Source organism: Streptomyces sp. NPDC054786 (genome assembly GCF_053611685.1).
In genome coordinates this window covers 1-25433 of sequence record NZ_JBSHAW010000044.1, presented here as the reverse complement: position 1 = coordinate 25433, position 25433 = coordinate 1, and the positions used below count along the sequence as shown (strand labels likewise).

The window sequence follows — 25433 nt, the reverse complement described above, 5'->3', positions numbered from 1 at the left end:
CTCAGGCCTGGATGCCCGCCTTCTCCTCCAGGTAGGCCAGCGCACCGACGCCGTCGGCCGCGAAGAAGACCAGGTCGGTGAGCGGAATCGGCAGGAACCCCTCCGACTCCATCCGCTGGAACTGCTCCTGCAACCCGTCGTAGAAACCGGCGGTGTTCAGCAGCACCACCGGCTTGGTGTGCATCCCGTGCTTGCGCAGCTCCAGGATCTCGGTGGCCTCGTCCAGCGTGCCCGTGCCGCCGACCATGACGACGATGGCGTCCGCGCGGGCGAGCATCTGCGCCTTCCGCTCGGCGAGGTCCTTGGTGACGACCATCTCATCGACACCCTCGCGCGCCTTGTGCGCCAGGAACTCCACGGAGACGCCGATCAGCTTCCCGCCGGCCTCCTCCACCCCGTCGGCCATGACCTTCATCAGGCCGGTGTCCGAGCCGCCCCAGACCAGCGCATGCCCGCCCTTGCCGATCAGCTCGGCGAACCGGCGGGCGGGCACGACGTAACGGTCGTCGAGGTCGGCGGCGGAGCAGAAGACGCAGATGTTCATGCGGTCACCTTACGAGCCGGGCGGCGGGCGGTGCCCGTACGGGAGAAGCCACGCACCGGGGCCGTGCCCGTACGGGGCGAGCCGGGCGGCGGGCGGTGCCCCCTGAGGGAGCGCCCCGCCGCCCGCGCCCTCCTGCTAGATCAGCCCCTGGTCCAGCATCGCTTCGGCGACCCGCTCGAAGCCGGCGATATTGGCGCCCGCGACATAGTCGCCGGGCAGCCCGAACCGTTCGGCGGTCTCGTAGCAGCGGTGGTGGATCCCGCGCATGATCGCCGCGAGCTCACCTTCCGTACGCTCGAAGGACCATGCCTCGCGCGAGGCGTTCTGCCGCATCTCCAGCGCGCTGGTCGCCACACCGCCCGCGTTGGCGGCCTTACCGGGGCCGAAGGCCACCCCGGCCTCCTTGAGCAGCGTCACCGCCGCCGGGGTGGTCGGCATGTTGGCCCCCTCGGAGACCGCCTTGACGCCGTTGCGGACCAGGATCCGGGCGGCGTCCGCGTCCAGCTCGTTCTGGGTCGCCGACGGCAGCGCCACATCGCATGCGACATCCCACACCCGCCCACCCGGCACATACCTGGCCGATACCCCGCGCCGCTCGGCGTACTCGCTGATCCGGCCGCGCTCGACCTCCTTGATCTGCCGCAGCAGTGTCAGATCGATGCCCTTCTCGTCCACGACATAGCCACCGGAGTCCGAGCAGGTCAGCACGTTGGCGCCGAGCGCCTGCGCCTTCTCGATGGTGTAGATCGCGACATTGCCGGACCCGGAGACCACCACCTGCTGCCCGTCCAGCTCCTCGCCGCGCTTCTTGAGCATCTCCTCGGTGAACAGCACATTGCCGTAACCGGTGGCCTCCGTGCGGGCCTTGGAGCCGCCCCAGGCCAGCCCCTTGCCGGTCAGCACACTGGCCTCCCAGCGGTTGGTGATCCGCCGGTACTGGCCGAAGAGATAGCCGATCTCCCGGCCGCCCACGCCGATGTCGCCCGCCGGTACGTCCGTGTGCTCGCCGAGATGACGGTGCAGCTCCGTCATGAAGGACTGGCAGAAGCGCATCACTTCGGCGTCCGACCTACCGTGCGGATCGAAGTCGCTGCCGCCCTTGCCGCCGCCGATGTTCAGCCCGGTCAGGGAATTCTTGAAGATCTGCTCGAAGCCGAGGAACTTCACGATCCCCAGATTCACGGACGAGTGGAAGCGCAGACCGCCCTTGTACGGGCCGAGCGCGCTGTTGAATTCCACCCGGAAGCCCCGGTTGACGTGAATCGCCCCGGAATCGTCCTGCCAGGGGACCCGGAACATGATCTGCCGTTCCGGCTCGCAGATCCGCTCCAGGATCTTCGCCTCGGCGAACTCAGGGCGGGCTCTCAGCACGGGGGCCAGCGTCTCCAGCACCTCAAGAGCCGCCTGGTGGAATTCGGGCTCCCCAGGATTCCGCCGGACCAGCTCGGCGTACAGGGAGGCCGGCCCGGCCGGATGAATGCCGGGATTGACCTCAGATTGAACAGTCGACATGACTTCCGTTCCCTTCGTGGCCGCGGAGAGGCCGTCTGTGGTCCGGACCCTGACGAGCCCTCACAAGCTCAACAACTCCTTGTGAGTCCTTATCGTCACCACTCCACGACCCGGCAACCTTTGACGTCCTGTCGCGTTGCCGACTTTATGGGCGGCACCCCGCCGATCGACTGTGGGATGCGCGACACGTCCTTCCCTTACGCAATCCCGCCAACCTCCTGACGCCCCCGGCGCGCCGCTCCCCCACCCCATGTCCGCAGGTCAGCGCGTCGGCAGCGCCCGTCTGGCGCCGCTCCCCGCACCGCGCACACCCCTTTCCGGCGGGCGCTGTGCAACACCTCACAGTTGACCGGCGGACACCTTTCCCGCACCTCACGGGCCCCGCGCGCACCGCCCGCCCCCTCCGCGGATGCCGCCCCCATGCCGATGCCCGTCATAACCGTCACGAGCCTCTTTTTCCCAAGTCGCCGTGCGTGGCCCCCACACACCGGGCCCGCGGCGCCCGGTTCTCCGGCCAGGCACCCGAGGCCTTCGTCGCCGCTTCTGCTCCCGCTGGTCCCCGGCCGGTCCCGGATGACCGGCCGGGACCAGCCCACCCCCGTGGCGGCTGGTCCCGGCCGGCCCGTCCCTGGGGACGCCTCGGCACCTGGCCCCGTCAGCTTCCCGTCACGGTCGGCACGGCCGCGGTCGCACCCGCCCCCGCCTCACCGGAGTGATGGTCGCCGACGCGCTCCACCTCGGCACCCACCATCTTCTCCATCGGCTCGGCGCAGCCACCCCCCGCCACGACCATCGCCAGCAGGATCGCGGCCACCATCAGCACCGGTCCCAGCCAGACCATCGTGTGCACCGGAACGGTGTAGGCGCCGATCACCCGCGCCACGCACTCGACCAGCAGCACGGTCCCCCATATCAGCGAGAACCTCCGCTCGGCTCGTCGGAACGGTGCGGACCCGGCCGCCAGCCGGTCCCAGGCGGCGCTCCTCGCCGCGTTCCCCTTCGTCACGAACGGCTTGAGGCCGGCAGTCATCAGGGGCTTCCCCATGAACACGGAGACGATCATCGATATGCCGATGACACTGCTCACCCCGCTGTCCTTGGCGAGCATCAGCCGCGGATCGCCGGTCATCGTGCTCATGGCCAGACCCACGACGTTGACGACGAGGATGAGCAGCGCAAGACCGTTGACGCCGGCGCCCCGCACCAGGCTCCAGACCGTACGCAACGCCGGCACCACGCTGCTCCAGCCCAGCGCCGCGACGTCGCTCAGCCCGAACGCGTTGCTCAGGAGGTAGTACGACGCCAGCGGAACCCCTGCGTCCAGGACCAGCGGCAGCAGGCTCTGCGCCAGCGGACGAGGGCTCTTGCCGTCCGCGGTCACCTCGCTCCGCGTCCGGCGCTGACTTCGGCTCTCGCTCTCGCTCCGGTTCACGGCGGTTCCCCCAAGTTGCTCTCTGCAGGACGGCTGTCCTCGACGCCTTCAGCTTCGGGCACGGCCGCGCCGCGCAACAGTTTCGCCTGTCCTCGGTTCCCCATGACATTTGTCAGTTGCGGGCGGCCCGCAGCGCGTCGGCCAGCGCGTCGGCCGGCCATCGCGCGAGCGCGTACGGCGGCATCGAGCAGCCCGACAGACACCGGCCGGAAGCCCCCTGCCCACGCGCGGGCCCCGGCCGCCCCTCCCGTCGAGGCCCGCGCGCAGCCCTTTCCCGGGCGGTTGAGATCCTCGAGTGACCCAACCGGCAGACCGCACCGAGGACTTCCCGTGAAAACCCCGCCCCGGATCATCGTCCTGTCTCTGGCCGCGCTCACGGTCGTTGCCGTCGCCGCCGGCCTGATCGCCGCCAACGACGGCACCGACCCGCGAGAGGGCTACCACCAGGGCAAGGACGGCGTACTGACCATCGAGTCCCCCCACCGGCCGCAAGCCCCCGACTTCACCGGCAGCGACCTGGACGGCAAACCCCTCAGCCTGTCCGCCTACAAGGGCAGGACGATCCTGGTCAACGGCTGGGCATCGTGGTGCGGGCCCTGCCGCGCGGAGACCCCCCTCCTGGTCAAGATCCACGAGAAGCTGCGGGCGCGCGGGGTCGTCATCGTCGGTCTGGACCAGGACAACTCGGCCGCCAACGGCCGCGCCTTCGCCAGTGAGTTCCACATGAGCTACCCCAGCCTCCTGGACTCCGACGGCAAGCAGGCCCTCAAGCTCCCCAACGGCGTCCTGAACACCCAGGGCCTCCCGTTCACCTTCGCCATCGACCCGCACGGGAAGGTCGCCGCCGCCTCCTCCGGCCAGCTCGACGAAACCAGGATCGACGCATTGGTGAAGGCCGCTCAGGACGGTACGGCCGCTTCCACCCACACCTCCTGACGTCCTCTCGGGGGCTGCCCAGCTCCTCCTTCACGACGTCCCGGAGGGCAACGCACCCGTCGGACACCGTCCACTTGGACATCACACCCGCCCCCAAGGAACCAAGGCCACTCACCATGCCCCCGTCCACCCGACTCCTCCGACGCACCCCCGTCCTCCTCAGCGCTGCCGCCGTCATCGTCGCCGCCGCCTCCCTGATGGCCTACGAGAGCGTCACCTCACCCGCCTTCGGCCTCGAAGCCGCACCTCGCGCCGGATCCGCCGCGTGCACCCGCCTCACCGCCGCCTACCCCGACGAGGTCGCCGGCGCCGACCGCACTCCCGCCGACGTGAAGGGCGCCGCCGTATGGGGAGACGGCGCGGTCATCGCCCGCTGCGGCCTGGCCACGCCGCTGCCCACCAACGACCCCTGCGCACAGATCGACGGCGTGGACTGGGTCTGGCGCGCCCCCCAGGACGACGACGGCCGCAAACTCCTGATCACCTACGGCCGCGCCCCGGCCGTCGAAGTACGCATCGACACCCGCCGCGCGGCCCCTGACGCGGTCCTGGTCGACCTGAGCCGCCTCGTCAAGCCCATCCGCCAGAGCCACAGGTGCATCAGCACAAGCGACGTTCCGGCGCCGTCACACCCCGGTTCAACTCCCGGTCCCACCAGGTCAGTACCGCGTCAGGGACCGCGCGGCTAATGGAGATCGATGCCACGCGCTCTCTGACTCCGGCGTCACATTCGTCGATGTCACATCTCGCCGAGCTGTCCCGTCCAAGGGGTTAACCAGCAACAACGACACAGGAGTGCACCATGAATGCTCGGTTGAACCTCATGGCCAGCCCGGTCGCCGCCAAGGCCATGAAGCACATCATCTCGGCGAGCAAGGCGCTCGCGGACTCGACGCTGCCGTTCGCGACGCAGGAACTGGTGAAGCTCCGCGCCAGCCAGATCAACGGCTGCGCCGGCTGCATCGACATGCACACCAAGGACGCCGCCGCCGCCGGGGAGACCTCGGTGCGCCTCAACCTGGTCGCGGCCTGGCGGGAGGCCACGGTGTTCACCGATGCCGAGCGCGCCGCTCTGGAGCTGGCGGAGCAGGGCACCCGCATCGCCGACGCGGCCGGTGGCGTCACGGACGAGGCCTGGGCGAATGCCGCCAAGCACTACGACGAGGACCAGCTCGCCGCCCTGGTGTGCGCCATCGCCCTCATCAACGCCTTCAACCGCGGGAACGTCATCCTCCAGCAGCCCGCCGGCGACTACCAGGTCGGCCAGTTCGACTGAGAGGAGAGGCCGGCCGGGGCCGCAAGGCGGGCGGCCTGCCGCCTCGGCCGCCTCGCCTCAGCCCGTGGGACCGCTGGTCGGCCGGGACTCCGAAGACAGGCCCTGGGCGCCCGCCCGCACCCGCCGCTCCGTGGTGGCAATGGTCGCCGAGCCGACCACCCGGCTGCCGTCGTAGAGGACGATCGCCTGGCCGGGGGCGACGCCGCGGACCGGTTCCGTGAAAGAGACCCGCAGTTCGGTGCCGTCCACCAGCTCGGCCGTGACCTCGGTCTCGCCGCCGTGGGCGCGGAGCTGGGCGGTGTACGTGGCGGGGCCGGCCGTCGGGGGGCGGCCGCACCAGCGGGGGCGGATGGCGGTCAGGGCCGTGACGTCGAGGGAGTCGACGGGCCCGACCGTGACGGTGTTGTCGACCGGAGAGATGTCGAGGACGTAGCGCGGCTTGCCGTCGGAGGCCGGGTGGCCGATGCGCAGGCCCTTGCGCTGGCCGATCGTGAAGCCGTAGGCGCCCTCATGGGAGCCCAGGACCGCGCCGGACTCGTCGACGATGTCGCCCGGGGCCGTGCCGAGGCGCTTGGCGAGGAAGCCCTGGGTGTCGCCGTCGGCGATGAAGCAGATGTCGTGGCTGTCCGGCTTCTTGGCGACGAACAGGCCGCGGCGGGCGGCCTCTTCGCGGATCTCCGCCTTGGTGGTGAGGGTGTCGCCGAGCGGGAACATGGCGTGCGCCAGCTGGCGGTCGTCGAGGACGCCGAGGACGTACGACTGGTCCTTGGCCATGTCGGAGGCGCGGTGCAGCTCGCGGGTGCCGTCCTCGCGCAGGACGACCGTGGCGTAGTGGCCCGTGCAGACGGCGTCGAAGCCCAGCGCCAGGGCCTTGTCCAGGAGCGCGGCGAACTTGATCTTCTCGTTGCAGCGCAGGCAGGGGTTCGGGGTGCGCCCGGCCTCGTACTCGGCGATGAAGTCGTCGACGACATCCTCGCGGAAGCGTTCGGCGAGGTCCCAGACGTAGAAGGGGATGCCGATGACGTCGGCGGCGCGGCGGGCGTCGTGCGAATCCTCGATCGTGCAGCAGCCGCGGGCGCCGGTGCGGAACGACTTCGGGTTCTCGGAGAGCGCGAGGTGCACGCCCGTCACGTCATGGCCGGCCTCGGCGGCGCGGGCCGCGGCAACGGCGGAGTCGACACCGCCGGACATGGCGGCGAGTACGCGGAGGCGGCGGGGTGCGTCATCAGTCATAGCGAGTCCAGGGTAGACGGAACCGCCGACCGGGCCGAAAGCGTTATGCAGCGCATGGGGAAAAGGGACGGGGAAAGCGCCGGGGAACGCTCCGGCGAAAGCGGCGGGGAGCAGGGCGAAGGCCAGGGGGCCGCGCGTGGCATCACGCGGCGGCGGGCGTTGTGGATCGGGGGCGGCGGGGCGGTGGCCGCCGGGGTCGCGGCGCTCGCGGCGGGGGGTGAGCTGGCGCGCTGGTGGTGGCGGCTGCCGGGGAACGAGCGGCCGCGTACGGCGGGTGCGGTGGACTTCCGGGGCGCGCAGTGGGTCGCGGCGTCCTCGGAGAACTACCGGCGGGCGGACCGGCCCGCGGATTACGAGATCGACCGGGTGGTCATCCATGTCGTCCAGGGCAGCTATGCGACCGCGCTGGATGTCTTCCAGGACCCGTTTCACGAGGCCGCCGCCCATTACGTGGTCCGCAAGGACGGGCATATCGCCCAGACGGTCCGCGAGCTGGATGTGGCGTTCCATGCGGGGAACCGCGGCTACAACGAGCGGAGCGTCGGGATCGAGCACGAGGGGTACGTGGACCGGCCGGAGTCGTTCACGCAGGCCATGTACGCGTCGTCGGCACGGCTGACCGCCGGCATATGCCGGCGGTACGACTTCCCGGCCGACCGGGAGCACATCGTGGGGCATGTGGAGGTGCCGGGGACGGATCACACCGATCCGGGGAAGCACTGGGACTGGGACCGGTATCTGGGGCTCGTACGGGCCGAGCTGCGCAAGCCCGTACAAAAACCGCAGCGGGCCGCCGGTGACGGGAGCGTCGCCACGCAGGGCCCCACGCGAGCTCCGGCGCGCTCGGCCGCACCGGAGCGCCGCGGGGACGCCGGCTAGCTCAGCCCCGCGCTCCGCGCCCGTTCCACGACCGGGCCGATGGCCTGCGCCAGTGCCGCCACGTCCTCCGCGGTGGAGGTGTGGCCGAGCGAGAAGCGCAGGGTGCCGCGGGCGAGCTCCGGGGACATGCCGGTGGCCAGCAGGACGTGGCTGGGCTGGGCGACGCCGGCGGTGCAGGCGGAACCCGTGGAGCAGGCGATGCCCTGGGCGTCCAGGAGGAGCAGCAGGGAGTCGCCCTCGCAGCCGGGGAAGGAGAAGTGGGCGTTGGCGGGGAGACGGCCCGCGGGGTCCGGGTCGCCGCCGAGGACGGCGTCGGGGGCGGCGGCGTGTACGGCCTTGATCAGATCGTCGCGCAGCGCGCCGATGTCGCGGGCGAAGTCCTCGCGGTGGGCGACGGCATGCCGGCCGGCGGCGGCGAAGGCGGCGATGGCGGGGGTGTCGAGGGTGCCGGAGCGGACGTGCCGCTCCTGGCCGCCGCCGTGCAGCACCGGCACCGGGGCGTACTCACGGCCGAGCAGCAGCGCGCCGATGCCGTACGGGCCGCCGATCTTGTGGCCGGAGACCGTCATCGCGGCGAGTCCGGAGGCGGCGAAGTCGACCTCCAGCTGGCCGAACGCCTGCACCGCGTCCGCATGCAGCGGGATGTCGAACTCCCGGGCCACCTCGGCCAGTTCACGGACCGGCTGGATGGTGCCGATCTCGTTGTTGGCCCACATGACCGTGGCGAGTGCGACATCGGCGGGGTTGCGGACGATGGCCTCGCGCAGCGCGTCGGCGTGCACCCGGCCGTGGGTGTCGACCGGCAGCCACTCGACGCGGGCGCCTTCGTGCTCGGCGAGCCACTCCACGGCGTCGAGGACCGCGTGGTGCTCGACGGGGCTGGCGAGGACGCGGATACGGGCCGGGTCGGCGGCCCGGCGCGACCAGTACAGGCCCTTGACCGCGAGGTTGTCGGCCTCGGTGCCGCCCGCGGTGAAGACGATTTCGCTGGGGCGTGCCCCGAGGGAGACGGCGAGGGACTCGCGCGCCTCCTCGACGGTACGCCGGGCCCGCCGGCCGTCGGCGTGCAGCGAGGACGCATTGCCGGTGACGGTCAGCTGGGCGGTCATCGCCTGCACCGCCTCGGGGAGCATCGGGGTGGTGGCGGCGTGGTCGAGGTAAACCATGGTGCGCACGATTCTACGAGCTGGCGCTGCGGGCTCCGGGGGCGCATGCGCAGCGCGCGGGTGCGCCGTGCCCGGGGGAGCCGCCGGCCACTCACTCCGGACACCTGTGGGTGGCTCGACGGGCACCCCGCGGGCCCGTCACCGATACCCGTAACCGGGCGCCTCCCCTTTCCCCCCGCGCCCTCGACTTCCCCCGCGCCCTCGACACCCCGGTAAGGAGTCACTAGCCTGACGGTCATGACACAGTGGCTTCTGTACGTCGGGCGACCAGGTGCGCTGGGCCCGGCTCGGCGAGGGGCAGGGGGATGCGCCCGCGGTGGTCCTGCTGCACGGGACGCCGTTCTCGTCGTATGTCTGGCGGGGTGTGGCGCGGGCCCTCGCCGGGCGGCACCGGGTGTACGTCTGGGACATGCCGGGGTACGGCGCCTCGGAGATGAGGGAAGGCCAGGACGTCTCCCTCGGCGCGCAGGCCCGGGTGTTCGCAGAACTGCTGGCGCACTGGGAGCTGGACGGGGAGGGCGCCCGGCCGGCGGTGGTGGCGCACGACTTCGGCGGCTGTGTCGCGTTGCGGGCGCATCTGCTCCACGGTGCGCGCTACGAGCGGCTGGCGCTCGTCGACCCGGTGGCGCTGGCGCCCTGGGGCTCACCCACGTACCGGCTGCTGGGCGCGCACCCCGAGGTGTTCGGGCAGCTGCCGCACGGGCTTCACCGGGCGCTGGTGCGGGAATATGTGTCCTCCGCGAGCCATCCGGGCCTGCACCCCGCCGTCCTCGACCGGCTGGTCGAGCCCTGGTGCACGGCCGAGGGGCAGCCGGCGTTCTACCGGCAGATCGCGCAGAACGACCAGCGGTTCACGGACGACATCCAGGGGCGTTACGGCGAGATCGAGCTGCCGGCACTCATCTGCTGGGGCGCGCAGGACACGTGGATTCCCGTCGCGAAGGGGCACGAGCTGGCCTCCCGCATTCCGGGTTCCCGCCTCCAGGTGATCGAGGAGGCGGGACATCTGGTGCAGGAGGATGCACCGGGGGAACTGACGGCGGCGTTGGCGGAGTTCCTGCGGACGGGACGGCGGGCCTAGGGCGGGAGGCGGCGGCTGAGGTTGCGGACCGCGGTGGCCGCCCCGGGCGTCGGCTCCGACAGTGCTGCGGACGAGGTGAGCGTCTCCAGGGAAGCGCGGTAGCGGCTCAGATCGGTACGCGGGGGCCGGCCCGTACGTGTGAAGTCGGCCAGCAAACCGGCGAGTTCGGCCTCGATGACGTCGAGGGTGTTGAGGTGGGCGGTCAACTCTGCTGCCATTCCGCCGCTCTCCTCCCCCGTTCTCCGAAGCCGTAGCTGATCGCTCAGGGTGCGGACGGCCGCCGTCAGGTCGCGCAGGACGGTGCCGGTGCGCGCGGTCTCCGCGGTGCGCGAGACGCCGGATCGGTCCTGGCCGGTCGGCGGCTCCCCCTCCTCGCCCCGTAGCAGCGTGCGGATGTCACGGGCCTCCGGGGCGCCGAACGCCTCGTGGACGGCGAGGGCCTCCCGCCAGTGCGCCTGGGCGCCCTGTTTGTGGCCCAGGGCGGTCTCGGCGTGCCCCAGTGCGGTCAGCGCGGCGGCGCGCCATCGCTCCCCGCCCGGCACCAGCAGCCGCTTCGCCGCGTCCTCGGCGGCGCTCACCGCGTCGCCGGGGCGGATCAGGGCCACCATCGCCTCGGCCATCCGGCAGCGGGTACGCCCCGCCCAGAGGCGCTGGCCGTCCTCCTCGAACAGGGGCAGTGCCTGGAAGAGTTCACGGAGCGCATCGGCGTGCCGGCCGGCCGCCGACAGCGCTTCGGACAGCGCATACCGGCCGTGCGCGAGCCGTGGGGAGCCGCCGCCGACCCGCCGGTGGATGCCCACGCTCCGCTCGGCGAACAGGACGGCATCACTGCTGTTGCCGGCCGCCGCGCCCGCGCTACCCCTCCAGCAACGCCCGCGCCAACTGCCGCGACTGGGCGACCAGTCGGTCCTCGGAGTCCCAGACCTCCGCGTCCTCCTCCAGGAAGCCGCCCGCCAGATTGCGGGTGGTGATGGCGACCCGCAGCGGGCCGGGCGCCGGACGCCGGCGGATGTGGGCGGTCAGCTCGACCGTGGGCACCCAGCCGGACAGGCCCATCTCGAAGGCGGTGGGCGGCAGGGCGTCGACGGTCAGCAGGAGGGAGAGCGGGTCGGGCTCGCGGCCGTCGGCGAGGCCGAACCAGGCGCGCATCTCGCCCTTGCCGGACGGGGCACCGACGGCCCAGCCGGCGGTCGCCGGGTCCAGGCGGAGCGCCAGCCGGTCGGTGATGGCCGTGCTGCCGGAGATGGCGGGGCGGCCGCCGGGGGCGCTGTCGGTGCCCAGGCAGTGCTCGTAGGGGGGAATGGCCGGCGGCTTGGCGGTGGTACGGACGTCTTCGGGCAGCGCACCGAGGTCGCCGTACGCGGCGAGCACCCGCAGCCGCTCGATCTCGCTGCCGTCCTCCGCGAACTGGACGAGGCTCGCGGTACCGGTCGACATCGTGCGGCCGGTGCGGACCACCTCGGTGCGGATGACGGCGGGGCCGGGGACCGAGGCCGTCAGATAGTGCGCGGTGACGGAGAGCGGGTCGGGGTGCGGGAGGGCATCACCCAGGGCGCGGCCCATGAGGGCCAGGAGGTAGCCGCCGTTGACCGCCTGGATGATGGTCCAGCCGGCGGAGAGGTGCGCGTCGTAGACGCCGGGGGCGCGGCGGGTGACCGCCGTATCGCGGTCGAACTCGCTGTTGCCTTGGGTCACCAGAGCCATGGGTTGCACGCTACACCGGATAGTTACTGACCGGTAGTGTCAGTTTCAACGGGCTCCCACGGAAGCATTCCTTCCGGGCCTGCCATGATGGCGCCATGCTTCACGTGCTCTATCTGGTCGGCGTCGCCGCCTTCGCCACGAGCGGGGTACTGGCCGCCTATCGCGCCAACATGGACCCCTTCGGCGGCCTGGTGCTCGCCTTCGCCGCGTCCATCTCCGGCGGCACGCTGCGCGATCTCATCCTCGACCGGCGACCGCTGTACTGGACGCACGACTGGGTACTGCTGACCGTGATCATCTGTGCCGGCCTGGGCACCATGATCTATCTGCGGTTCTGGCAGCTGCCGCACAAGGCGCTGCTGGTGGCCGACGCGATCGGGCTGTCCGTGGTCACGGTGATCGGGGCCCGCGCCGCGATCGACGCGGGCGCCACCCCGCTCGCGGTGATCATCCTGGCGGTACTGACCGGGGTCGCCGGTGAGGTCATCCGCGATGTGCTGTGCGGGGAGTTCCCGCCGCTGCTGCTGCGGGAGGACGTCTACGCGATCGCCGCGCTGGCCGGCGGCTGCTGCTATCTGCTGCTGTACCTGCTCGGCACGGGGGCCACCCCCGCCGCGGCGATCTCGGCGGGGGTGGTGTTCGCACTGCGGATGGGAGCGGTCTACCTCGGGCTGCATCTGCCGCGCCCGCAGCAGCTCCGCAGCCGCCGCGGGCAGCAGGACTCCGGCTGACCGAGGCGGCCGGACCCTCAGTTCGCCGGCAGCGACGGCTTGCTGTCCGTGTTCAGCCAGGTGTCGAAGAGGCCGTCCAGCTGCTGTCCCGAGATCTTCTCGGCGAGCGCGATGAACTGGGCGGTGTCCGCGTTGCCGTAGCGGTGCGCGGAGGTCCAGGCCGGCAGCAGCTTGAAGAAGGCCTTGTCGCCGATCCGCTCGCGCAGCGTCTGCAGCGTCATCGCACCCCGGGTGTAGACCGCCTGGGCGAACATGGTGTCCCGCTGCGGGTCGCCGACCTTCACCTTCCAGAAGTCGTCGCCCGCCGGCCGGGAGTCGTACGCCTTGCGGAAGGCGTCATGGGCGCTCAGGGTGCCGCGGTGCTCGGCCCACAGCCACTGCGCATAGCTGGCGAAGCCCTCGTTGAGCCAGATGTTCTTCCACTGCCGGACGGAGACCGAGTCGCCGAACCACTGGTGCGCCAGCTCGTGGACGATGGTCGTCTCGTTGCGCACGGCCGAGTAGGCGGGCTTGGACTGCACCTCCAGCGAGAAGCCGGCCTGCGGCATGTCGTCGACGATCGCCCCGGTCTCCTCGAAGGGGTACGGGCCGAAGACCTTCGACCAGTAGTCGGTGGCCTCGGCGGTGACGCCGTAGACATCGACGTTGCCCGCGGGCAGGGTCGGGTCGGTGGCCACATAGATGGGCGTGCCGCCGGGGGTGGTGCCCGTACGGACGTCGAACTTGCCGATGGTGGCGGTGGCCAGGTACGTCGCCATCGGGCGGCGCTCGCGCCAGTGGGCGTACGAGCGGCCGTGCGCCTCCCCGGAGCTGATCAGGCGCCCGTTGGAGACACCCGTGAGGCCCTTGGGGGCGTCGATGCGGATGTCATAGGTCGCCTTGTCGCCGGGGTGGTCACTGGAGGGGAACCACGTGGAGGCGGCATTCGGCTCGCAGGCGACGAAGACGCCGTCCTTGGTCTTCATCCAGCCGTAGTCGGAGCCGAAGACGATCGGACCGGTCAGCGGCTTGGGGACACCGTGGTAGGCGAGGGTGACGGCGAACTTCTTGCCGCGGCGCAGCGGGTAGTCGGGGCGTACGGATATCTCGTCGCCGGATCTGGTGAAGTGCGCCCGCCGGCCGTTCACCCGCACCGAGTCGACCGTCAGCTTCTGCAGGTCGAGGTCGAAGGCGGAGAGGTTCTTGGTGGCTCTCGCGGTGAGCGTGGTGCGGCCGTCGAGGCGGCCGCTGCCGGGTTCGTAGCTGACGCCGAGGTCGTAGTGCAGGGCGTCGAAGCCGCCGTTGCCCAGCTTGGGGAAGTACGGGTCACCGATGCCCGGGGCGCCGGGGGACGCGCCGGGTGCGGCGGCGATGGTGGCGGCCGAGGCCACCGCGGTGGCCAGCGCGAGCCAGCGGGAGGTGCGACGCGCAGAACGGGAGAGTGCCATGAGTCATCCCTTCGGACACACGGATGAAGTTCGCCTCAAGATCGAACAACCGTGCTGACTCTGCACTCTCCCGTCGCGTTTTACCCAGGACTTTGCCAAGTCCTCAGTGTTACTCGTCGGTTGCTTCCTTACCGGGCGCCAGGGCTGCGCTCTCCGCGGTCCCGGCGTGCCCGGCGTGCTCCGCGTTCTCCGGGTGATGGCAGGCCACCTGGTGCCCCGTCCGCAGCGCGACCAGCGGCGGCTCGGTGGTGGCGCACACCTCGGTCGCCTTCCAGCAACGGGTGCGGAACCGGCAGCCGGAGGGCGGGTTGATCGGCGAGGGCACATCGCCCTTGAGCAGGATCCGGTCGCGCTGGGTGCGCCGCTTGGGGTCGGGCACCGGCACGGCGGACAGCAGCGCCTTGGTGTACGGGTGCATCGGCGACTCGTAGAGCCCCTGGCGGTCGCTCAACTCCACGATCTTGCCGAGGTACATGACCGCGATCCGGTCCGACACATGCCGGATGACCGAAAGGTCGTGGGCGATGATGACGTACGTCAGGCCCAGCTCGTCCTGCAGGTCGTCCATGAGGTTGACGACCTGGGCCTGGATGGAGACGTCGAGGGCCGAGACCGGCTCGTCGGCGACCACCAGCTTGGGCTTGAGCGCCAGCGCACGGGCGATACCGATGCGCTGCCGCTGGCCGCCGGAGAACTCGTGCGGATAGCGGTTGTAGTGCTCCGGGCTCAGGCCCACCAGCTCCAGCAGCCGCTGTACCTCCTTCTTCAGCCCGCCCTCGGGCTCGACGCCCTGGAGGCGGAAGGGGGTGGAGACGATCCCGCCGATGGTGTGCCGCGGGTTCAGCGAACCGTACGGGTCCTGGAAGATCATCTGGACGTCCCGGCGCATCGGCCGCAGCTTGCCCGGGGACAGATGGGTGATGTCCCTGCCCTGGAACTCGATGGAGCCGCCGGTCGGTTCGTCGAGGCGGGTGATCAGCCGGCCCATCGTCGACTTGCCGCAGCCGGACTCGCCGACGATGCCGAGGGTTTCGCCCGGCCGTACGTCGAAGTCGATGCCGTCGACCGCCTGCACCGCCCCGACCTGCCGCTTGAGCAGGCCCTTGGTGATCGGGAAGTGCCGGACCAGACCGCGGACCCTGAGCAGCGGCTCGGCATCGGAGGCGCTCTCCGCGGACTTCGCCGAGGCCTCCGCCGTCTTCTGGAGCGGAATCTTCTTGTTCTGGTCGTCAGTCGTCTCGGTCACAGCTTCGGCGCAATCTCTTCGGTCCAGATACGCTCCCGCTCCTCCTGCGACATATGGCAGGCGGAGAAGTGCTCGCCGCCGGCCTCGCGCAGTTCGGGGCGGACCGTACGGGTGAGGTTGTCCTTGGGCACATCCGCGTACGGGCAGCGGGGGTTGAAGGCGCAGCCGGGCGGGACGTTGATCAGGCTGGGCGGAGATCCCTTGACCGGGATCAGCCGGTCCGTCTGGTCCCGGTCGATGCGCGGCATGGAGCCGAGCAGTCCCCAGGTGTAGGGGTGCTGGGGCTCGTAGAAGACCTTCTCGGCCGGGCCGCGCTCGATGCACCGTCCGCCGTACATCACCAGCAGGTTGTCGGCGAGTTCGGCGACCACCCCGAGGTCGTGGGTGATGATGATGACCGCCGAGCCGAACTCCTTCTGCAGATCGCGGATCAGGTCCAGGATCTGCGCCTGGACGGTGACGTCCAGTGCGGTGGTCGGCTCGTCCGCGATCAGCAGCTCCGGGTTGTTGACCAGCGCCATCGCGATCATGGCGCGCTGGCGCATACCGCCGGAGAACTGGTGCGGATGGTCGTCCACCCGCTTGTCGGGCTGCGGGATGCCGACCCGGTCGAGCATCTCGACGGCCCGCTTGCGTGCGGTCTTCTTGTCCACGTCGTTGTGGACGCGGTACGCCTCCACGATCTGGCTGCCGACCGAGTAGAAGGGGTGCAGTGCGGACAGCGGGTCCTGGAAGATCATCGCCATCTCGCGGCCGCGCAGCCGGCGCACCTCGTCCGGTTCGGCGGAGACCAGCTCCTTGCCGTCCAGCCAGATCTCGCCGGACATGTTCACCTTGCTGCGCTGCTGGCGCGAGGCGCGGTGCAGTCCCATCACGGCGAGCGAGGTCACGGACTTGCCGGAGCCGGACTCGCCGACGATGCCGAGCGTCTTGCCCTTCTCCAGGGTGAAGTTCAGGCCGTCGACCGACTTCACCAGCCCGTCGTCGGTGTTGAAGTGCACCTTCAGGTCCCGCACTTCGAGGAAGGCGGAGGGGGGCCGGGAGCCGGCCGCGGTGGGTTCACCCACGACGGCCTCGGTCTTGTCCTCGGAGGAGTCGGTCACGAGAGCCTCACCCGCGGGTCGACGGCGGCGTACAGAACGTCCACCACCAGATTGCACATGACGATGAAGAACGCGGCGAGCAAGGTGACGCCGAGGATGTTCGGGAGGTCGTTGGCGTTGATCGCCTCGACGGCGAAGGCGCCGACTCCCTTGAGCGAGAAGACCTGTTCGGTGATCAGGGCACCGCCGAGCAACAGGCCCAGGTCCATGCCGAAGACCGTGATGATCGGGGTGAGCGCGGCCCGCAGACCGTGCCGTACGACCACCTTGCGCTCGCGCAGACCCTTGGCGCGGGCCGTACGGATGTAGTCCTCACTCAGCGTCTCCAGCATGCCAGCTCTGGTGAGCCGGGCGTAGAGCGCGGAGTAGAGGAAGGCCAGGGTGACCCAGGGCAGGACCAGGGTCCGTGCCCACAGGAACGGATCGTCCATCAGCGGCACATAGTCGCTGCGTTCGAAGATCGGCCACTGGTAGGTGAACAGGGCCAGCGCCAGGGCGCCGGTGAAGAACATCGGGAGGGAGACGCCGGCCAGTGCGACGCCCATGGCCACCCGGTCGAAGAACGAGCCGGGGCGCAGCGCGGACAGCACGCCGGTGGCGACACCGGAGACGACCCACAGCACGGCCGCACCGGCGGCCAGCGAGAGAGTCACCGGAAGCCGGGTCTGGATCTCCGGCCAGACCTCGATATGGGTTTTGAAGGAGTAGCCGAAGCACGGCACGTGGCACTTGGCCACTTCCGGACCGAATTTGTAGTCGACGCCGACGAAAATGCCCTTGAGGAATTCCCAGTACTGCTCGTACACGGGCTTGTCCAGGCCGAGATTCTTCTTGACCGCGGCGATGTCCGCGGGCGTGGGGGCCTTTCCGATGTACTGCTGGGCAAGCTGGTCGGTGCTCTGCCCGGCCAGCTTCGGCAGCAGGAAGAAGATGCCGAAAGTGACCGCGCTGACGATCAGCAGCAGGACCACTGCGCTGATCAACCTGCGGATTATGTACGAGAACACGGGGATGCGGCGTCGGCGCCGCGAGCCGGTTTACCGCCGGCCCGCGGACACCAATGCCTTCACCTGCCTTCCAGGGCTGCTACTTCTTGACGCCGATGTTGAGGTAGTCGTACTGACCGCTGAAGGCCGAGGTGGACACCAGGTTGGTGGCCTTGGGCGAGCGGTACATCAGAACCTTGAAGTAGGTGAGCGGGACCATCGCCGCCTGCTCCATCGCCTTCTTGTCGATCTCGGCGTAGGCCTTTTCGCGGGCCGCCTTGTCGGTGTTGGCGATGGCGCTGTCGAGCAGCTTGTTGATGGCCGGGTCGTCCAGCTCCGAGAGGTTGGTGTTACCGGACTGGCTGATCGCCTTGCCGTTCAGGATCTGCTGGAGGTAGCCGTAGCCGGTCGGGAAGTCCGAGCCCCACTGCATCATGATCAGGCCGACGTTGTTCTTCTTGTTGAACTTCGGCACACCGGCGTAGTCCGAGAAGTACTTGCTGGTCGGGTACGACTGGATCTTGGCGGTGACGCCGATCTTCTTCAGCGAGTCGATGATCGAGGTGGCCGCGTCGACCTCGTCCTGGCGGTCGTTGCGGGCCAGGATCGTGGTCGTGGTCTTGCCGGCGCCGCACTTGGCCCAGTGCTTCTTGGCCTCGGTCAGGTCCAGCTTGTCGCCGTCGTACTTCTGCGGGTACTGGTCGTACTTCTGGTAGCCGTCGATGTCGGTCGGCAGGACCGTGGAGGCCAGCTCACCGCGGATCGGGCCGCCGAGCGAGGTCTGTACGGCCTTCTTGTCGATGGCGTACTCGACGGCCTTGCGGCACTCGATGTTGTCGAACGGCTTCACCTTGGTGTTCAGCGCCGTGTAGACCAGGCGCTGGCCAAGAGTGTTGTCGGTGTTGCCCTTCTCCTTGGAGTCCGTCAGGAGCTGGGCCTGCGTCTGCCCGTCGACACCACGGCCGGCCAGGTCCACCAGGGTGTTACCGGACTGGAGGTCCTTGTCGATGGTCGACTGGGCGACCTTCAGGTTCAGGACGATCTTGTCCGGAAGCTGCTTGCGCAGCGGGTCCGTCTTCGCGGACCACTGCGGGTTGCGGACCAGGGTGAGCTTCTTGCCCTCTTCGTAGCTCTCGAACTTGTACGAGCCGGTGGACAGCACGGACTTGGTGTAGTCCGCGCCCTTGTCCTTGGCCTGCGGGACCGGGGCGGTCTGCGGGGCGCTCACCAGGTAGTCGAACTCGGCGAACGGCCTCTTGAGGTGGAAGACGATCGTCTGGGCGTCCGGGGTCTCGATGGACTTCAGACCGGCCTTGCTCTTGTCCTTGTAGGGACCCTTGTAGCCGCCGTCGTTGTCCTTGAGGAACTGCTGGAAGTAGTTCGGGCCCAGCGAGAGGGTGTCACGCGCGAAGTTGCTGCGCTCGACGGCGTACTTGACGTCCTGCGAGGTGACCTCGGAGCCGTCGTCGTACTTGACGCCCTTGCGGAGCTTGTACGTCCAGGTCTTGCCCCCGTCGCTGGGCTTGCCCATCGACTCGGCGAGGTCCGGGGTCAGCTCGTTGCCCTTGGTGCCGGGGCCCGGCTTGAAGGTGGTGAGCGGGCGCGCGTAGAGCCGGCTGAAGTTGTAGATGAAGGCGTAGTACGTGTTGCCCGGGTCGAACGACTCGGGGGCGTCGCTCATCGCGTAGGTGACCGTGCCGCCCTTCGCGTCCGAGGCGTTGACGACGCCCTTGGTGGCGGCGTTCGCCTTGCCCGAGCCCTCCGAGGAGCCCTTGCCCCCGCTGCAGCCGGCCAGCAAAAGGCCCGCACTGGTGATGGCCGCGACAGCCGCGACCGGAACTGACCTTCGCATGATGGTCGGTGTCCCCTTCGTTCGTCGAGAAACGTCAAACCTCAAAATGCGGAAAAGCAGTAACGCGGAAATGCAGTAACGCAGTTGGGGCGTCTGAGCGGGCGCCCGGTACAGCCGTCAGCGGCTGCGCGGGTCCAGCGCGTCCCTCAGTCCGTCACCGAGCAGGTTGAACGCGAGCACGGTGACGAAGATCGCGAGGCCGGGGACGATCATGTACTGGGGATCGACCTCGTAGTACTTGACCGCCTGGTTGAGCATGCCGCCCCAGGACGCCTGGGGCGGTTGGATGCCGACGCCCAGGAAGCTCAGCGCCGCCTCGAAGAGGATGTTGGAGGGGATCAGCAGGGTCGAGTAGACGATGATCGGCCCCACCAGGTTGGGCAGCAGCTCCCGGAAGAGGATGAACGGCCCGCGTGCGCCCATGCCGCGCGCTGCGTCCACGAATTCACGCTCGCGCAGCGACAGGGTCTGCGCGCGCACGATCCGCCCCATGTAGGGCCAGTTGAAGAAGCCGATCACGAAGATCAGCACCGAGATGTGCAGCGGCAGGCCCTCCAGGCCGAAGGCACCGCCCTGCAGCGAGGCGGAGATCGCGATGGCGAACAGCAGTAGCGGGAAGGCCAGGAAGACATCCATCATCCGGCTGATGACGGCGTCCACCCGCCCGCGGTAGAAGCCGGCGATCACACCGAGAACCGTGCCGATGGCGACCGACAGCAGCGTCGCGCCGAACGCCACGATCAGCGACACCCAGGAGCCCTCCAGGATCCGGGCGAGCAGATCACGGCCGAACTTCGGGTCCACGCCCAGGGGATGGTCCGCGCTCATGCCACCGAGATCGCCCTTGGGGAGCGTGGTGTTGGGGTCGATCAGCGACTGGTTGGGACTGTTCGGGTCCAGCCCCAGCAGGGACTGGATCGGACGGGAGAGGGCGGCGATGGCGATGAGCAGGATGACAACGATGGCACCGGCCACCGCGACCTTGTCCCGCCGGAAGCGCAACCATGCGATCTGACCGAGCGAACGCCCCTCGATCCGCTTTCCTTCGACGCCCTTCAGCACCGCTTCCGGCTGCGCCTCAGCAGCCGCCCCGGTGGTCTCGATCGGTGCCGTCACAGTGCCTTTGACCCCTCTCGGCCGACGGTGGCCGGCCCCTGCGCGCCGCGGACAGCGGCCTGGTTCACATCACTGGTGCAAGTTCGGTGCAAGTCATGCGGGCATCGCGGAAGTTCGCACTATGGAAGTCAGAGGCTCACGCGACGCCGTACGGGATGACGCTCGTACAAAGGACCGAGGCCCTGTTGTTTCCGGAGTCTTCATCCCTTTCTCGATCAGTCACCAGCCCTGACGGGGAAAGGATGCGCAACTGTGATGTGCTCCACGACGTTCCGTTATACGGACAGCAGTTCGGGCTCAGCGGAGCGATCACCCGCAGGAGAGGGCCTCAACCGCAGGGCATACAGGGAGCATTCACCACAAGACCGGCGCCCGGCCGGCACTCCCGGGCGCCGGAGACGCGCTGTCAGTAAGGGCGCGGGGAGCCGTAGCCGTACGACGGTGCGGGGGCCGGCTGACCCGGCGGCTGGGCGTAGCCGTCACGGTCGAAGAAGGGGCGCGCGGAGGCCCGCATCCACATGCCGACCGGGTCGTACTCGTCGTTCATCGCGACCGTGGAGACGGGCAGACCGTCCGGAACCGCGCCGATCGACTGCTGGATCATCAACCGCGCCGAATCCACCGCTTGTTGGCCGGTGTCGTACAGATCCAGACCGATCGCCAGATAAGGGGCACCGAGCGCCGGCTGCACCCAGGCCCGGCGCAGCGACCGCACGGCGGGCGTCCGGTGGGCGTTCTGGGCGAGCAGCGCGTAGAACTGCGGGATGTCGATGACCGGCTCCGAGATCCGCAGCGGACCGGCGGGCAGCCGGTCCAGACCACCGGCGACACGGCGCAGATCCAGCCACGGGATGCCGACACCACCGCCGGGGGCATGCGGGTTCAGCCACAGGCCCCAGCGGTCGGGGAACAGCGCGGCGGCGATCTCCGGGCCGGTGACGACCTCGTGGTCACGGTTCCAGCCGGAGGCGGCGAGCTCGGGCGCCGAGGTCACACACGGCGCATAACCGAGGCCCTCGACCTCCATGTTTCCGTACTGCGCATCGGGCATACCGGCCCGGCCGTGCCAGAGCAGCATCCAGACCTGGCTCGCGGCGAGCGCGTGCAGCAGTGCCTCATAGGCGTCGTAACGGCCGGGCGAGACCTGCTGGAGCAGCTGCTCCAGCTGTCCGGCCGCCGCCGGCCCCTGATGCGCACCCGCGCTCACGTGGTCCGTCCCTTCTGTCAGCAGGGCACGTGTGGGTGCGCCCGCCCGTCATCCAACCAGCTTACGAGTGGTCCCGAGAGTAGAAGGGCCGCACACGCTCCAGCATCCAGTCGGCGACCGGGTCGCCCTGGGCGAGGTCGAGCATGACGAGCTGTACGGACCAGGGCAGCGGTACTGCGCCGAGCGCACGTCCGAGGGCTGACAGTACCGTCTCGCGGGCGGTGCCGTCGTGCAGGGCCGAGGCGTCCGTCCCGATCTGCACACCGACGAAGAGCGCGGGCGTGTCGCCCTCGACACTTGCCAGGGCACGCCGGGCAGTCAGGACAATTCCGGCGGCGGAGAACTCCAGTCCGGCGGCGGCCAGGAAGTCCACCGGCTCGTCCTGCCAGTCCGGCTCGAAGAGCCGCACCCGGCCACCGCTGGGCAGACCGGCCAACTCATGGCGCCCCTCCCGGCACAGTTCGGCCACCGCGGGCGGCGGCAGCGGGACGCCGATCATGCCGTCGGGGTTGACCGCCATGCCGATGTGCGGCGGCAGCCCGCGGGCGAACTCCCGGGCCGGGGCGACGGTGAAGGGCATGTGTGCGCCGACCACCCGCAGGAACTCCTGCTCGGAGCTGTAGACCGGGACATAGGCCGCACCGTCGAACTCGACGGTGGGCAGATCGAGGCCGCGGGCGCCGGGGCCCGCGCTCTCCGGGCCGCCGCCGTTGGGCAGCGGCACCCACACCCGGCTCCGGCCCAGTACCTCGACGATCCGGCCACCGGCGCCCGGGTGCCCGACCGAAGCGGCCAGCACCTCTTCGAGCTCATTCGCCGGCCACGCCAGCTGGGGTATCCCCTGCTCCGCAAATGTCATCTGTATCCACCCGTTCCCAACCGCGCCATCTGGCCAAAGACCCTAGACGAGAAGGCGTGCGGCGGGACCTGCGGGGCGGGGTGCCCGTCCGCTCAGCCGAAGCCGACCGTCTCCAGGGCGCTCGCCGCCCGCCGGTCGAGGAGCACGGCCGAGCCGAACCCCTTCGGCAGCCGGGCCGACTCCGCCGCGCCGACCAGCCGGCCCACCGCCCTGCGGTGCCGCGCGAAGGCGTACCCCGACACCCCGCGCCCCCGCGCCTCCTGGCCGGACCGCGCCGCCTCGGGCGACACATCGAGCAGCACCAGATGCAGCCCACGGCCGCCGCGCACCGCCGACCGCGCGATCCAGCCACGCACCCACGCGAGGGTGCCGCAGTCGTGCACCACCACGCTGTCGCCGGAGCGCAGCACACGGCCCAGCGTCAGATAGTGGGCGGCCCGGACCAGCGGGCGGTAGAGGGCGTACGGCAGCCGGCGCAGTCTGCCGTGCTCCCAGCGCTCGCGTACGTCCTGCGAATCGATGCGGTGCACCGCGGCGCCGTGTGCGTCCAGCGGCGGCACGACCCGATGCATGAGGGTGCTCTTGCCGCTGCCCGGCAGGCCCGAGACCACCACCAGGTCGCCGGCCGGAAACCGCAGCTCGGCGGCGTTCCTCGCGCGTCCCGCGCCCCGGAGGTCCACGATCTCGGCACCGCGGCCCGGCCGGACGACGGACCGCGGCGTCCGGCCGGTCCGGGACACGGCGACGGGCGGCACCGCCGGCACGACAGCCGACGGCACGACCCCTGAAGTGGCCCCGAATGCCGCTTCGCTGTGCACGCGATCGTCCTCCCCGTCCGGTTCTGCTCCGGTTCGAGCCCGTCCCCTACCCGCAGAGTGTCAAGAAAAGGTAATGCCCATCAAGGCGATTGTTCGATCTGCCCACGTCATGGGCGGGGCGCCGACCAGGGCTCCTGTATCCGGCGATCCCGTGCAATGATGTGGCCGCCACGTGCACATCTCAGCTCAGCCGTGCACCGCCAACTCCATACCGGCCGCTTGAACCCGTGCGGGAGAGTCCCCGGCCGCCAAGGCGGGGCGCCGAAGGAGCAAGTCCTCCCTTGAATCTCTCAGGCCCCTATACCGCGCGGGCGAGGCAGATCTGAAAAGCGAGCCACTGCCAGGTTGACGGGGCGGCTCCACCCAAGGTGCAAACCGGGTCCGTTCGCGGGATCCCGGTGAACCTCTCAGGTTCCGATGACAGATGGGGAGACCGTCTTGTCACCCATGCCTGGGAGCCCAGAACCCATGACTGATGCCCCCCGCCGCACCGCGCTGGATGCCACCCATCGCGCGCTCGGCGCCACCATGACCGACTTCGCCGGCTGGGACATGCCGCTCCGCTACAGCAGCGAGCGCGACGAACATGTCGCCGTCCGCACCCGCGCCGGCCTCTTCGACCTCTCCCACATGGGCGAGATCACCGTCACCGGCCCGCGGGCCGCCGATCTCCTCGACTATGCGCTGGTCGGCAACATCGGCGGGGTGAAGACCGGCCGCGCCCGCTACACCATGATCTGCGAGGCCGAGGGCGGCATCCTCGACGACCTGATCGTCTACCGCCTCGCCGACCAGGAGTACATGGTCGTCGCCAATGCCTCCAACGCCCAGGTGGTGCTGGACGCGCTGACCGCGCGGGCGGGCGGTTTCGACGCCGCGATCCGCGACGACCGCGACGCCTACGCACTGCTCGCGGTGCAGGGCCCGGAGTCCCCCGGCATCCTCAAGGCGCTGACGGACGCCGATCTGGACGGCCTCAAGTACTACGCGGGTCTGCCCGGCACCGTCGCCGGTGTCGAGGCGCTGATCGCCCGCACCGGATACACCGGTGAGGACGGCTTCGAGCTGTTCGTCCGGCCCGCCGACGCGGTCGCCCTCTGGGAGGCGCTGACCGAGGCCGGCAAGGACGCCGGTCTGGTGCCCTGCGGCCTGTCCTGCCGGGACACCCTGCGCCTGGAGGCGGGCATGCCGCTGTACGGGCATGAGCTGACCACCTCGACCACGCCGTTCGACGCGGGCCTGGGCCGGGTCGTGAAGTTCGAGAAGACCTCCAACGGCGGTGACTTCGTGGGCCGCGACGCGCTGGCGGCGGCCGCCGAGCGCGCCGAGACCCAGCCGCCGCGCAAGCTGGTCGGTCTGATCGCCGAGGGCCGCCGGATCCCGCGCGCCGGATACCCGGTCGTCACGGCCGACGGCACGGTCATCGGCGAGGTCACCTCCGGGGCCCCCTCCCCCACCCTCGGCAAGCCGGTCGCGATCGCCTACGTCGACGCCGCCTACGCCACACCGGGCACCGAGGGTGTCTGCGTGGACATCCGTGGAAGCCATGAGCCGTACGAGGTCACCGCTCTGCCGTTCTACAAGCGGCAGAAGTAACGGTTCACGCGCGGCGGACGCGGGCAGCGGTGCGCCCGTGCGTCTCACTGTGCAAGACCCTCCCCTTGGCTGCGCCAGGGGGCGACCCCCTTCACGATCACACCCTCGCGTACAGGAGAATCGAGTCATGAGCAACCCCCAGCAGCTGCGCTACAGCAAGGAGCACGAGTGGCTGTCGGGCGCCGAGGAAGGCGTCTCGACGGTCGGCATCACCGAGCACGCGGCCAACGCGCTCGGCGACGTCGTCTACGTGCAGCTCCCTGAGGTCGGTACCACGGTCGCGGCGGGCGAGACCTGCGGCGAGCTGGAGTCGACCAAGTCGGTCAGCGATCTCTACTCGCCCGTCGACGGTGAGATCACCGAGATCAACGAGGATGTCGTCAACGACCCCTCGCTGGTGAACTCCGCCCCGTTCGAGGGTGGTTGGCTGTTCAAGGTGAAGATCAGCGGCGAGCCGGGCGAACTGCTCTCGGCCGACGCGTACGCCGCCTTCATCCAGAGCTGAGCCGCCCGACTCCTCCTCCGCCACCGCCCGCGTGGAAGCTCCCCCGGACCCTGGTCCGGGGGGCCCACATCGCGCCCCTGACTCCCCCAGGAAGACTCATGTCGCTTCTGAACAGCTCCCTCCATGAGGTCGACCCCGACGTCGCCGCCGCCGTCGACGCCGAACTCCACCGCCAGCAGTCCACCCTCGAAATGATCGCCTCGGAGAACTTCGCCCCCGTCGCC

24 protein-coding genes, 1 pseudogene and 2 riboswitches are annotated in these 25433 nt (G+C 70.1%); of the genes and pseudogenes, 9 read left to right on the top strand and 16 right to left on the bottom strand.

Features of this window, described 5'->3' with window-relative positions; genetic code table 11:
• Position 1: 1 nt before the first annotated feature.
• The 3 genes from ACWGI6_RS30780 to ACWGI6_RS30770 all read right to left on the bottom strand — a co-directional run bounded on the left by ACWGI6_RS30780 (position 2) and on the right by ACWGI6_RS30770 (position 3437).
• Positions 2 to 544: an LOG family protein gene (locus ACWGI6_RS30780; RefSeq protein WP_393907131.1), complete on the bottom strand. Its 543-nt coding sequence runs from the start codon at positions 542 to 544 to the stop codon at positions 2 to 4.
• A gap of 135 nt (positions 545 to 679) precedes the next feature.
• Positions 680 to 2056, bottom strand: a complete 1377-nt coding sequence (gene gdhA, locus ACWGI6_RS30775; RefSeq protein WP_453270542.1) for an NADP-specific glutamate dehydrogenase — start codon at positions 2054 to 2056, stop codon at positions 680 to 682.
• A 655-nt stretch (positions 2057 to 2711) separates the two neighbouring features.
• The gene (locus ACWGI6_RS30770; protein ID WP_453270580.1) at positions 2712 to 3437 is read right to left on the bottom strand and encodes a VC0807 family protein; all 726 of its coding nucleotides are present in this window, start codon (positions 3435 to 3437) and stop codon (positions 2712 to 2714) included.
• Between the two features lie 381 nt (positions 3438 to 3818).
• On the opposite strand from ACWGI6_RS30770, the gene ACWGI6_RS30765 reads away from it, so the two are divergent.
• The 3 genes from ACWGI6_RS30765 (at position 3819) to ACWGI6_RS30755 (ending at position 5700) form a co-directional block, all read left to right on the top strand.
• A complete protein-coding gene (locus ACWGI6_RS30765; RefSeq protein WP_453270541.1) occupies positions 3819 to 4424 on the top strand; it encodes a TlpA family protein disulfide reductase in 606 nt (201 codons plus the stop codon).
• A 116-nt stretch (positions 4425 to 4540) separates the two neighbouring features.
• Complete coding sequence (locus tag ACWGI6_RS30760; RefSeq protein ID WP_453270540.1) at positions 4541 to 5113, top strand: DUF3515 family protein; 573 nt, start codon at positions 4541 to 4543, stop codon at positions 5111 to 5113.
• Positions 5114 to 5226: 113 nt separating this feature from the next.
• Positions 5227 to 5700: a carboxymuconolactone decarboxylase family protein gene (locus ACWGI6_RS30755; RefSeq protein WP_453270539.1), complete on the top strand. Its 474-nt coding sequence runs from the start codon at positions 5227 to 5229 to the stop codon at positions 5698 to 5700.
• Between the two features lie 57 nt (positions 5701 to 5757).
• Here the strand turns inward: ACWGI6_RS30755 and mnmA are convergent, their stop codons facing one another.
• Complete coding sequence (gene mnmA / locus ACWGI6_RS30750) at positions 5758 to 6933, bottom strand: tRNA 2-thiouridine(34) synthase MnmA (RefSeq protein ID WP_453270538.1); 1176 nt, start codon at positions 6931 to 6933, stop codon at positions 5758 to 5760.
• A gap of 45 nt (positions 6934 to 6978) precedes the next feature.
• Between mnmA and ACWGI6_RS30745 the strand changes: the two genes are divergently transcribed.
• Positions 6979 to 7812, top strand: a complete 834-nt coding sequence (locus tag ACWGI6_RS30745; RefSeq protein ID WP_453270537.1) for an N-acetylmuramoyl-L-alanine amidase — start codon at positions 6979 to 6981, stop codon at positions 7810 to 7812.
• Here ACWGI6_RS30745 and ACWGI6_RS30740 read toward each other — a convergent pair.
• Positions 7809 to 8978 (bottom strand): cysteine desulfurase family protein, encoded by a 1170-nt coding sequence (locus tag ACWGI6_RS30740; RefSeq protein WP_453270579.1) that lies wholly within the window; start codon positions 8976 to 8978, stop codon positions 7809 to 7811. The genes ACWGI6_RS30745 and ACWGI6_RS30740 overlap by 4 nt on opposite strands.
• A gap of 271 nt (positions 8979 to 9249) precedes the next feature.
• Between ACWGI6_RS30740 and ACWGI6_RS30735 the strand changes: the two genes are divergently transcribed.
• A complete protein-coding gene (locus tag ACWGI6_RS30735) occupies positions 9250 to 10059 on the top strand; it encodes an alpha/beta fold hydrolase (RefSeq protein WP_453270536.1) in 810 nt (269 codons plus the stop codon).
• Here ACWGI6_RS30735 and ACWGI6_RS30730 read toward each other — a convergent pair.
• Positions 10056 to 10859, bottom strand: a complete 804-nt coding sequence (locus ACWGI6_RS30730) for a hypothetical protein (RefSeq protein ID WP_453270535.1) — start codon at positions 10857 to 10859, stop codon at positions 10056 to 10058. The genes ACWGI6_RS30735 and ACWGI6_RS30730 overlap by 4 nt on opposite strands.
• A 55-nt stretch (positions 10860 to 10914) precedes the next feature.
• Complete coding sequence (locus ACWGI6_RS30725) at positions 10915 to 11763, bottom strand: thioesterase family protein (protein WP_393907113.1); 849 nt, start codon at positions 11761 to 11763, stop codon at positions 10915 to 10917.
• Positions 11764 to 11858: 95 nt separating this feature from the next.
• Here ACWGI6_RS30725 and ACWGI6_RS30720 point away from each other — a divergent pair, with 95 nt between their 5' ends.
• A complete protein-coding gene (locus ACWGI6_RS30720; RefSeq protein ID WP_453270534.1) occupies positions 11859 to 12494 on the top strand; it encodes a trimeric intracellular cation channel family protein in 636 nt (211 codons plus the stop codon).
• A 17-nt stretch (positions 12495 to 12511) separates the two neighbouring features.
• On the opposite strand, the gene ACWGI6_RS30715 is transcribed toward ACWGI6_RS30720, so the two are convergent.
• From ACWGI6_RS30715 to ACWGI6_RS30675, 9 genes are all read right to left on the bottom strand, one after another.
• Positions 12512 to 13921, bottom strand: a complete 1410-nt coding sequence (locus ACWGI6_RS30715; protein ID WP_453270533.1) for a M1 family metallopeptidase — start codon at positions 13919 to 13921, stop codon at positions 12512 to 12514.
• 109 nt (positions 13922 to 14030) lie between these two features.
• Positions 14031 to 15134, bottom strand: coding sequence for an ABC transporter ATP-binding protein (locus ACWGI6_RS30710; protein ID WP_453270578.1), 1104 nt, complete (start codon positions 15132 to 15134; stop codon positions 14031 to 14033).
• 29 nt (positions 15135 to 15163) lie between these two features.
• On the bottom strand, positions 15164 to 16270 hold the full coding sequence (locus ACWGI6_RS30705; protein ID WP_453270532.1) for an ABC transporter ATP-binding protein: 1107 nt from the start codon (positions 16268 to 16270) through the stop codon (positions 15164 to 15166).
• Complete coding sequence (locus ACWGI6_RS30700; RefSeq protein ID WP_453270531.1) at positions 16267 to 17277, bottom strand: ABC transporter permease; 1011 nt, start codon at positions 17275 to 17277, stop codon at positions 16267 to 16269. Before ACWGI6_RS30700 ends, ACWGI6_RS30705 begins: the two co-directional genes overlap by 4 nt.
• A 79-nt stretch (positions 17278 to 17356) precedes the next feature.
• Positions 17357 to 19108, bottom strand: a complete 1752-nt coding sequence (locus tag ACWGI6_RS30695) for an ABC transporter substrate-binding protein (protein ID WP_453270530.1) — start codon at positions 19106 to 19108, stop codon at positions 17357 to 17359.
• Between the two features lie 117 nt (positions 19109 to 19225).
• Entirely contained in the window at positions 19226 to 20224 is a 999-nt protein-coding gene (locus ACWGI6_RS30690) for an ABC transporter permease (RefSeq protein ID WP_453270529.1), read from the bottom strand.
• A 406-nt stretch (positions 20225 to 20630) separates the two neighbouring features.
• Positions 20631 to 21431, bottom strand: a complete 801-nt coding sequence (locus tag ACWGI6_RS30685; RefSeq protein WP_453270528.1) for an enhanced serine sensitivity protein SseB C-terminal domain-containing protein — start codon at positions 21429 to 21431, stop codon at positions 20631 to 20633.
• Between the two features lie 61 nt (positions 21432 to 21492).
• Positions 21493 to 22290, bottom strand: a complete 798-nt coding sequence (locus ACWGI6_RS30680) for an enhanced serine sensitivity protein SseB (protein WP_453270527.1) — start codon at positions 22288 to 22290, stop codon at positions 21493 to 21495.
• Between the two features lie 92 nt (positions 22291 to 22382).
• Positions 22383 to 23069, bottom strand: a complete 687-nt coding sequence (locus ACWGI6_RS30675) for an AAA family ATPase (protein WP_453270526.1) — start codon at positions 23067 to 23069, stop codon at positions 22383 to 22385.
• Positions 23070 to 23328: 259 nt separating this feature from the next.
• Positions 23329 to 23424: riboswitch (glycine riboswitch) on the top strand.
• Positions 23425 to 23542, top strand: a riboswitch (glycine riboswitch).
• Between the two features lie 34 nt (positions 23543 to 23576).
• On the opposite strand from ACWGI6_RS30675, the gene gcvT reads away from it, so the two are divergent.
• The 3 genes and pseudogenes from gcvT to ACWGI6_RS30660 all read left to right on the top strand — a co-directional run.
• The gene (gene gcvT / locus ACWGI6_RS30670) at positions 23577 to 24704 is read left to right on the top strand and encodes a glycine cleavage system aminomethyltransferase GcvT (protein WP_453270525.1); all 1128 of its coding nucleotides are present in this window, start codon (positions 23577 to 23579) and stop codon (positions 24702 to 24704) included.
• A 127-nt stretch (positions 24705 to 24831) separates the two neighbouring features.
• Positions 24832 to 25209: a glycine cleavage system protein GcvH gene (gene gcvH / locus ACWGI6_RS30665; RefSeq protein WP_453270524.1), complete on the top strand. Its 378-nt coding sequence runs from the start codon at positions 24832 to 24834 to the stop codon at positions 25207 to 25209.
• 98 nt (positions 25210 to 25307) lie between these two features.
• Positions 25308 to 25433, top strand: a pseudogene (locus tag ACWGI6_RS30660) (serine hydroxymethyltransferase); the annotation flags it as partial.

Bases quoted from the DNA above. Each gene is read 5' to 3' on its own strand.
- gdhA (WP_453270542.1), bottom strand. From the start codon at position 2,056: ATGTCGACTGTTCAATCTGAGGTCAATCCCGGCATTCATCCGGCCGGG.
- ACWGI6_RS30725 (WP_393907113.1), bottom strand. From the start codon at position 11,763: ATGGCTCTGGTGACCCAAGGCAACAGCGAGTTCGACCGCGATACGGCG.
- ACWGI6_RS30755 (WP_453270539.1), top strand. From the start codon at position 5,227: ATGAATGCTCGGTTGAACCTCATGGCCAGCCCGGTCGCCGCCAAGGCC.
- gcvH (WP_453270524.1), top strand. From the start codon at position 24,832: ATGAGCAACCCCCAGCAGCTGCGCTACAGCAAGGAGCACGAGTGGCTG.
- mnmA (WP_453270538.1), bottom strand. From the start codon at position 6,933: ATGACTGATGACGCACCCCGCCGCCTCCGCGTACTCGCCGCCATGTCC.
- ACWGI6_RS30720 (WP_453270534.1), top strand. From the start codon at position 11,859: ATGCTTCACGTGCTCTATCTGGTCGGCGTCGCCGCCTTCGCCACGAGC.
- ACWGI6_RS30680 (WP_453270527.1), bottom strand. From the start codon at position 22,290: ATGACATTTGCGGAGCAGGGGATACCCCAGCTGGCGTGGCCGGCGAAT.
- ACWGI6_RS30715 (WP_453270533.1), bottom strand. From the start codon at position 13,921: ATGGCACTCTCCCGTTCTGCGCGTCGCACCTCCCGCTGGCTCGCGCTG.
- ACWGI6_RS30745 (WP_453270537.1), top strand. From the start codon at position 6,979: ATGCAGCGCATGGGGAAAAGGGACGGGGAAAGCGCCGGGGAACGCTCC.
- gcvT (WP_453270525.1), top strand. From the start codon at position 23,577: ATGACTGATGCCCCCCGCCGCACCGCGCTGGATGCCACCCATCGCGCG.
- ACWGI6_RS30740 (WP_453270579.1), bottom strand. From the start codon at position 8,978: ATGGTTTACCTCGACCACGCCGCCACCACCCCGATGCTCCCCGAGGCG.
- ACWGI6_RS30780 (WP_393907131.1), bottom strand. From the start codon at position 544: ATGAACATCTGCGTCTTCTGCTCCGCCGCCGACCTCGACGACCGTTAC.
- ACWGI6_RS30760 (WP_453270540.1), top strand. From the start codon at position 4,541: ATGCCCCCGTCCACCCGACTCCTCCGACGCACCCCCGTCCTCCTCAGC.
- ACWGI6_RS30695 (WP_453270530.1), bottom strand. From the start codon at position 19,108: ATGCGAAGGTCAGTTCCGGTCGCGGCTGTCGCGGCCATCACCAGTGCG.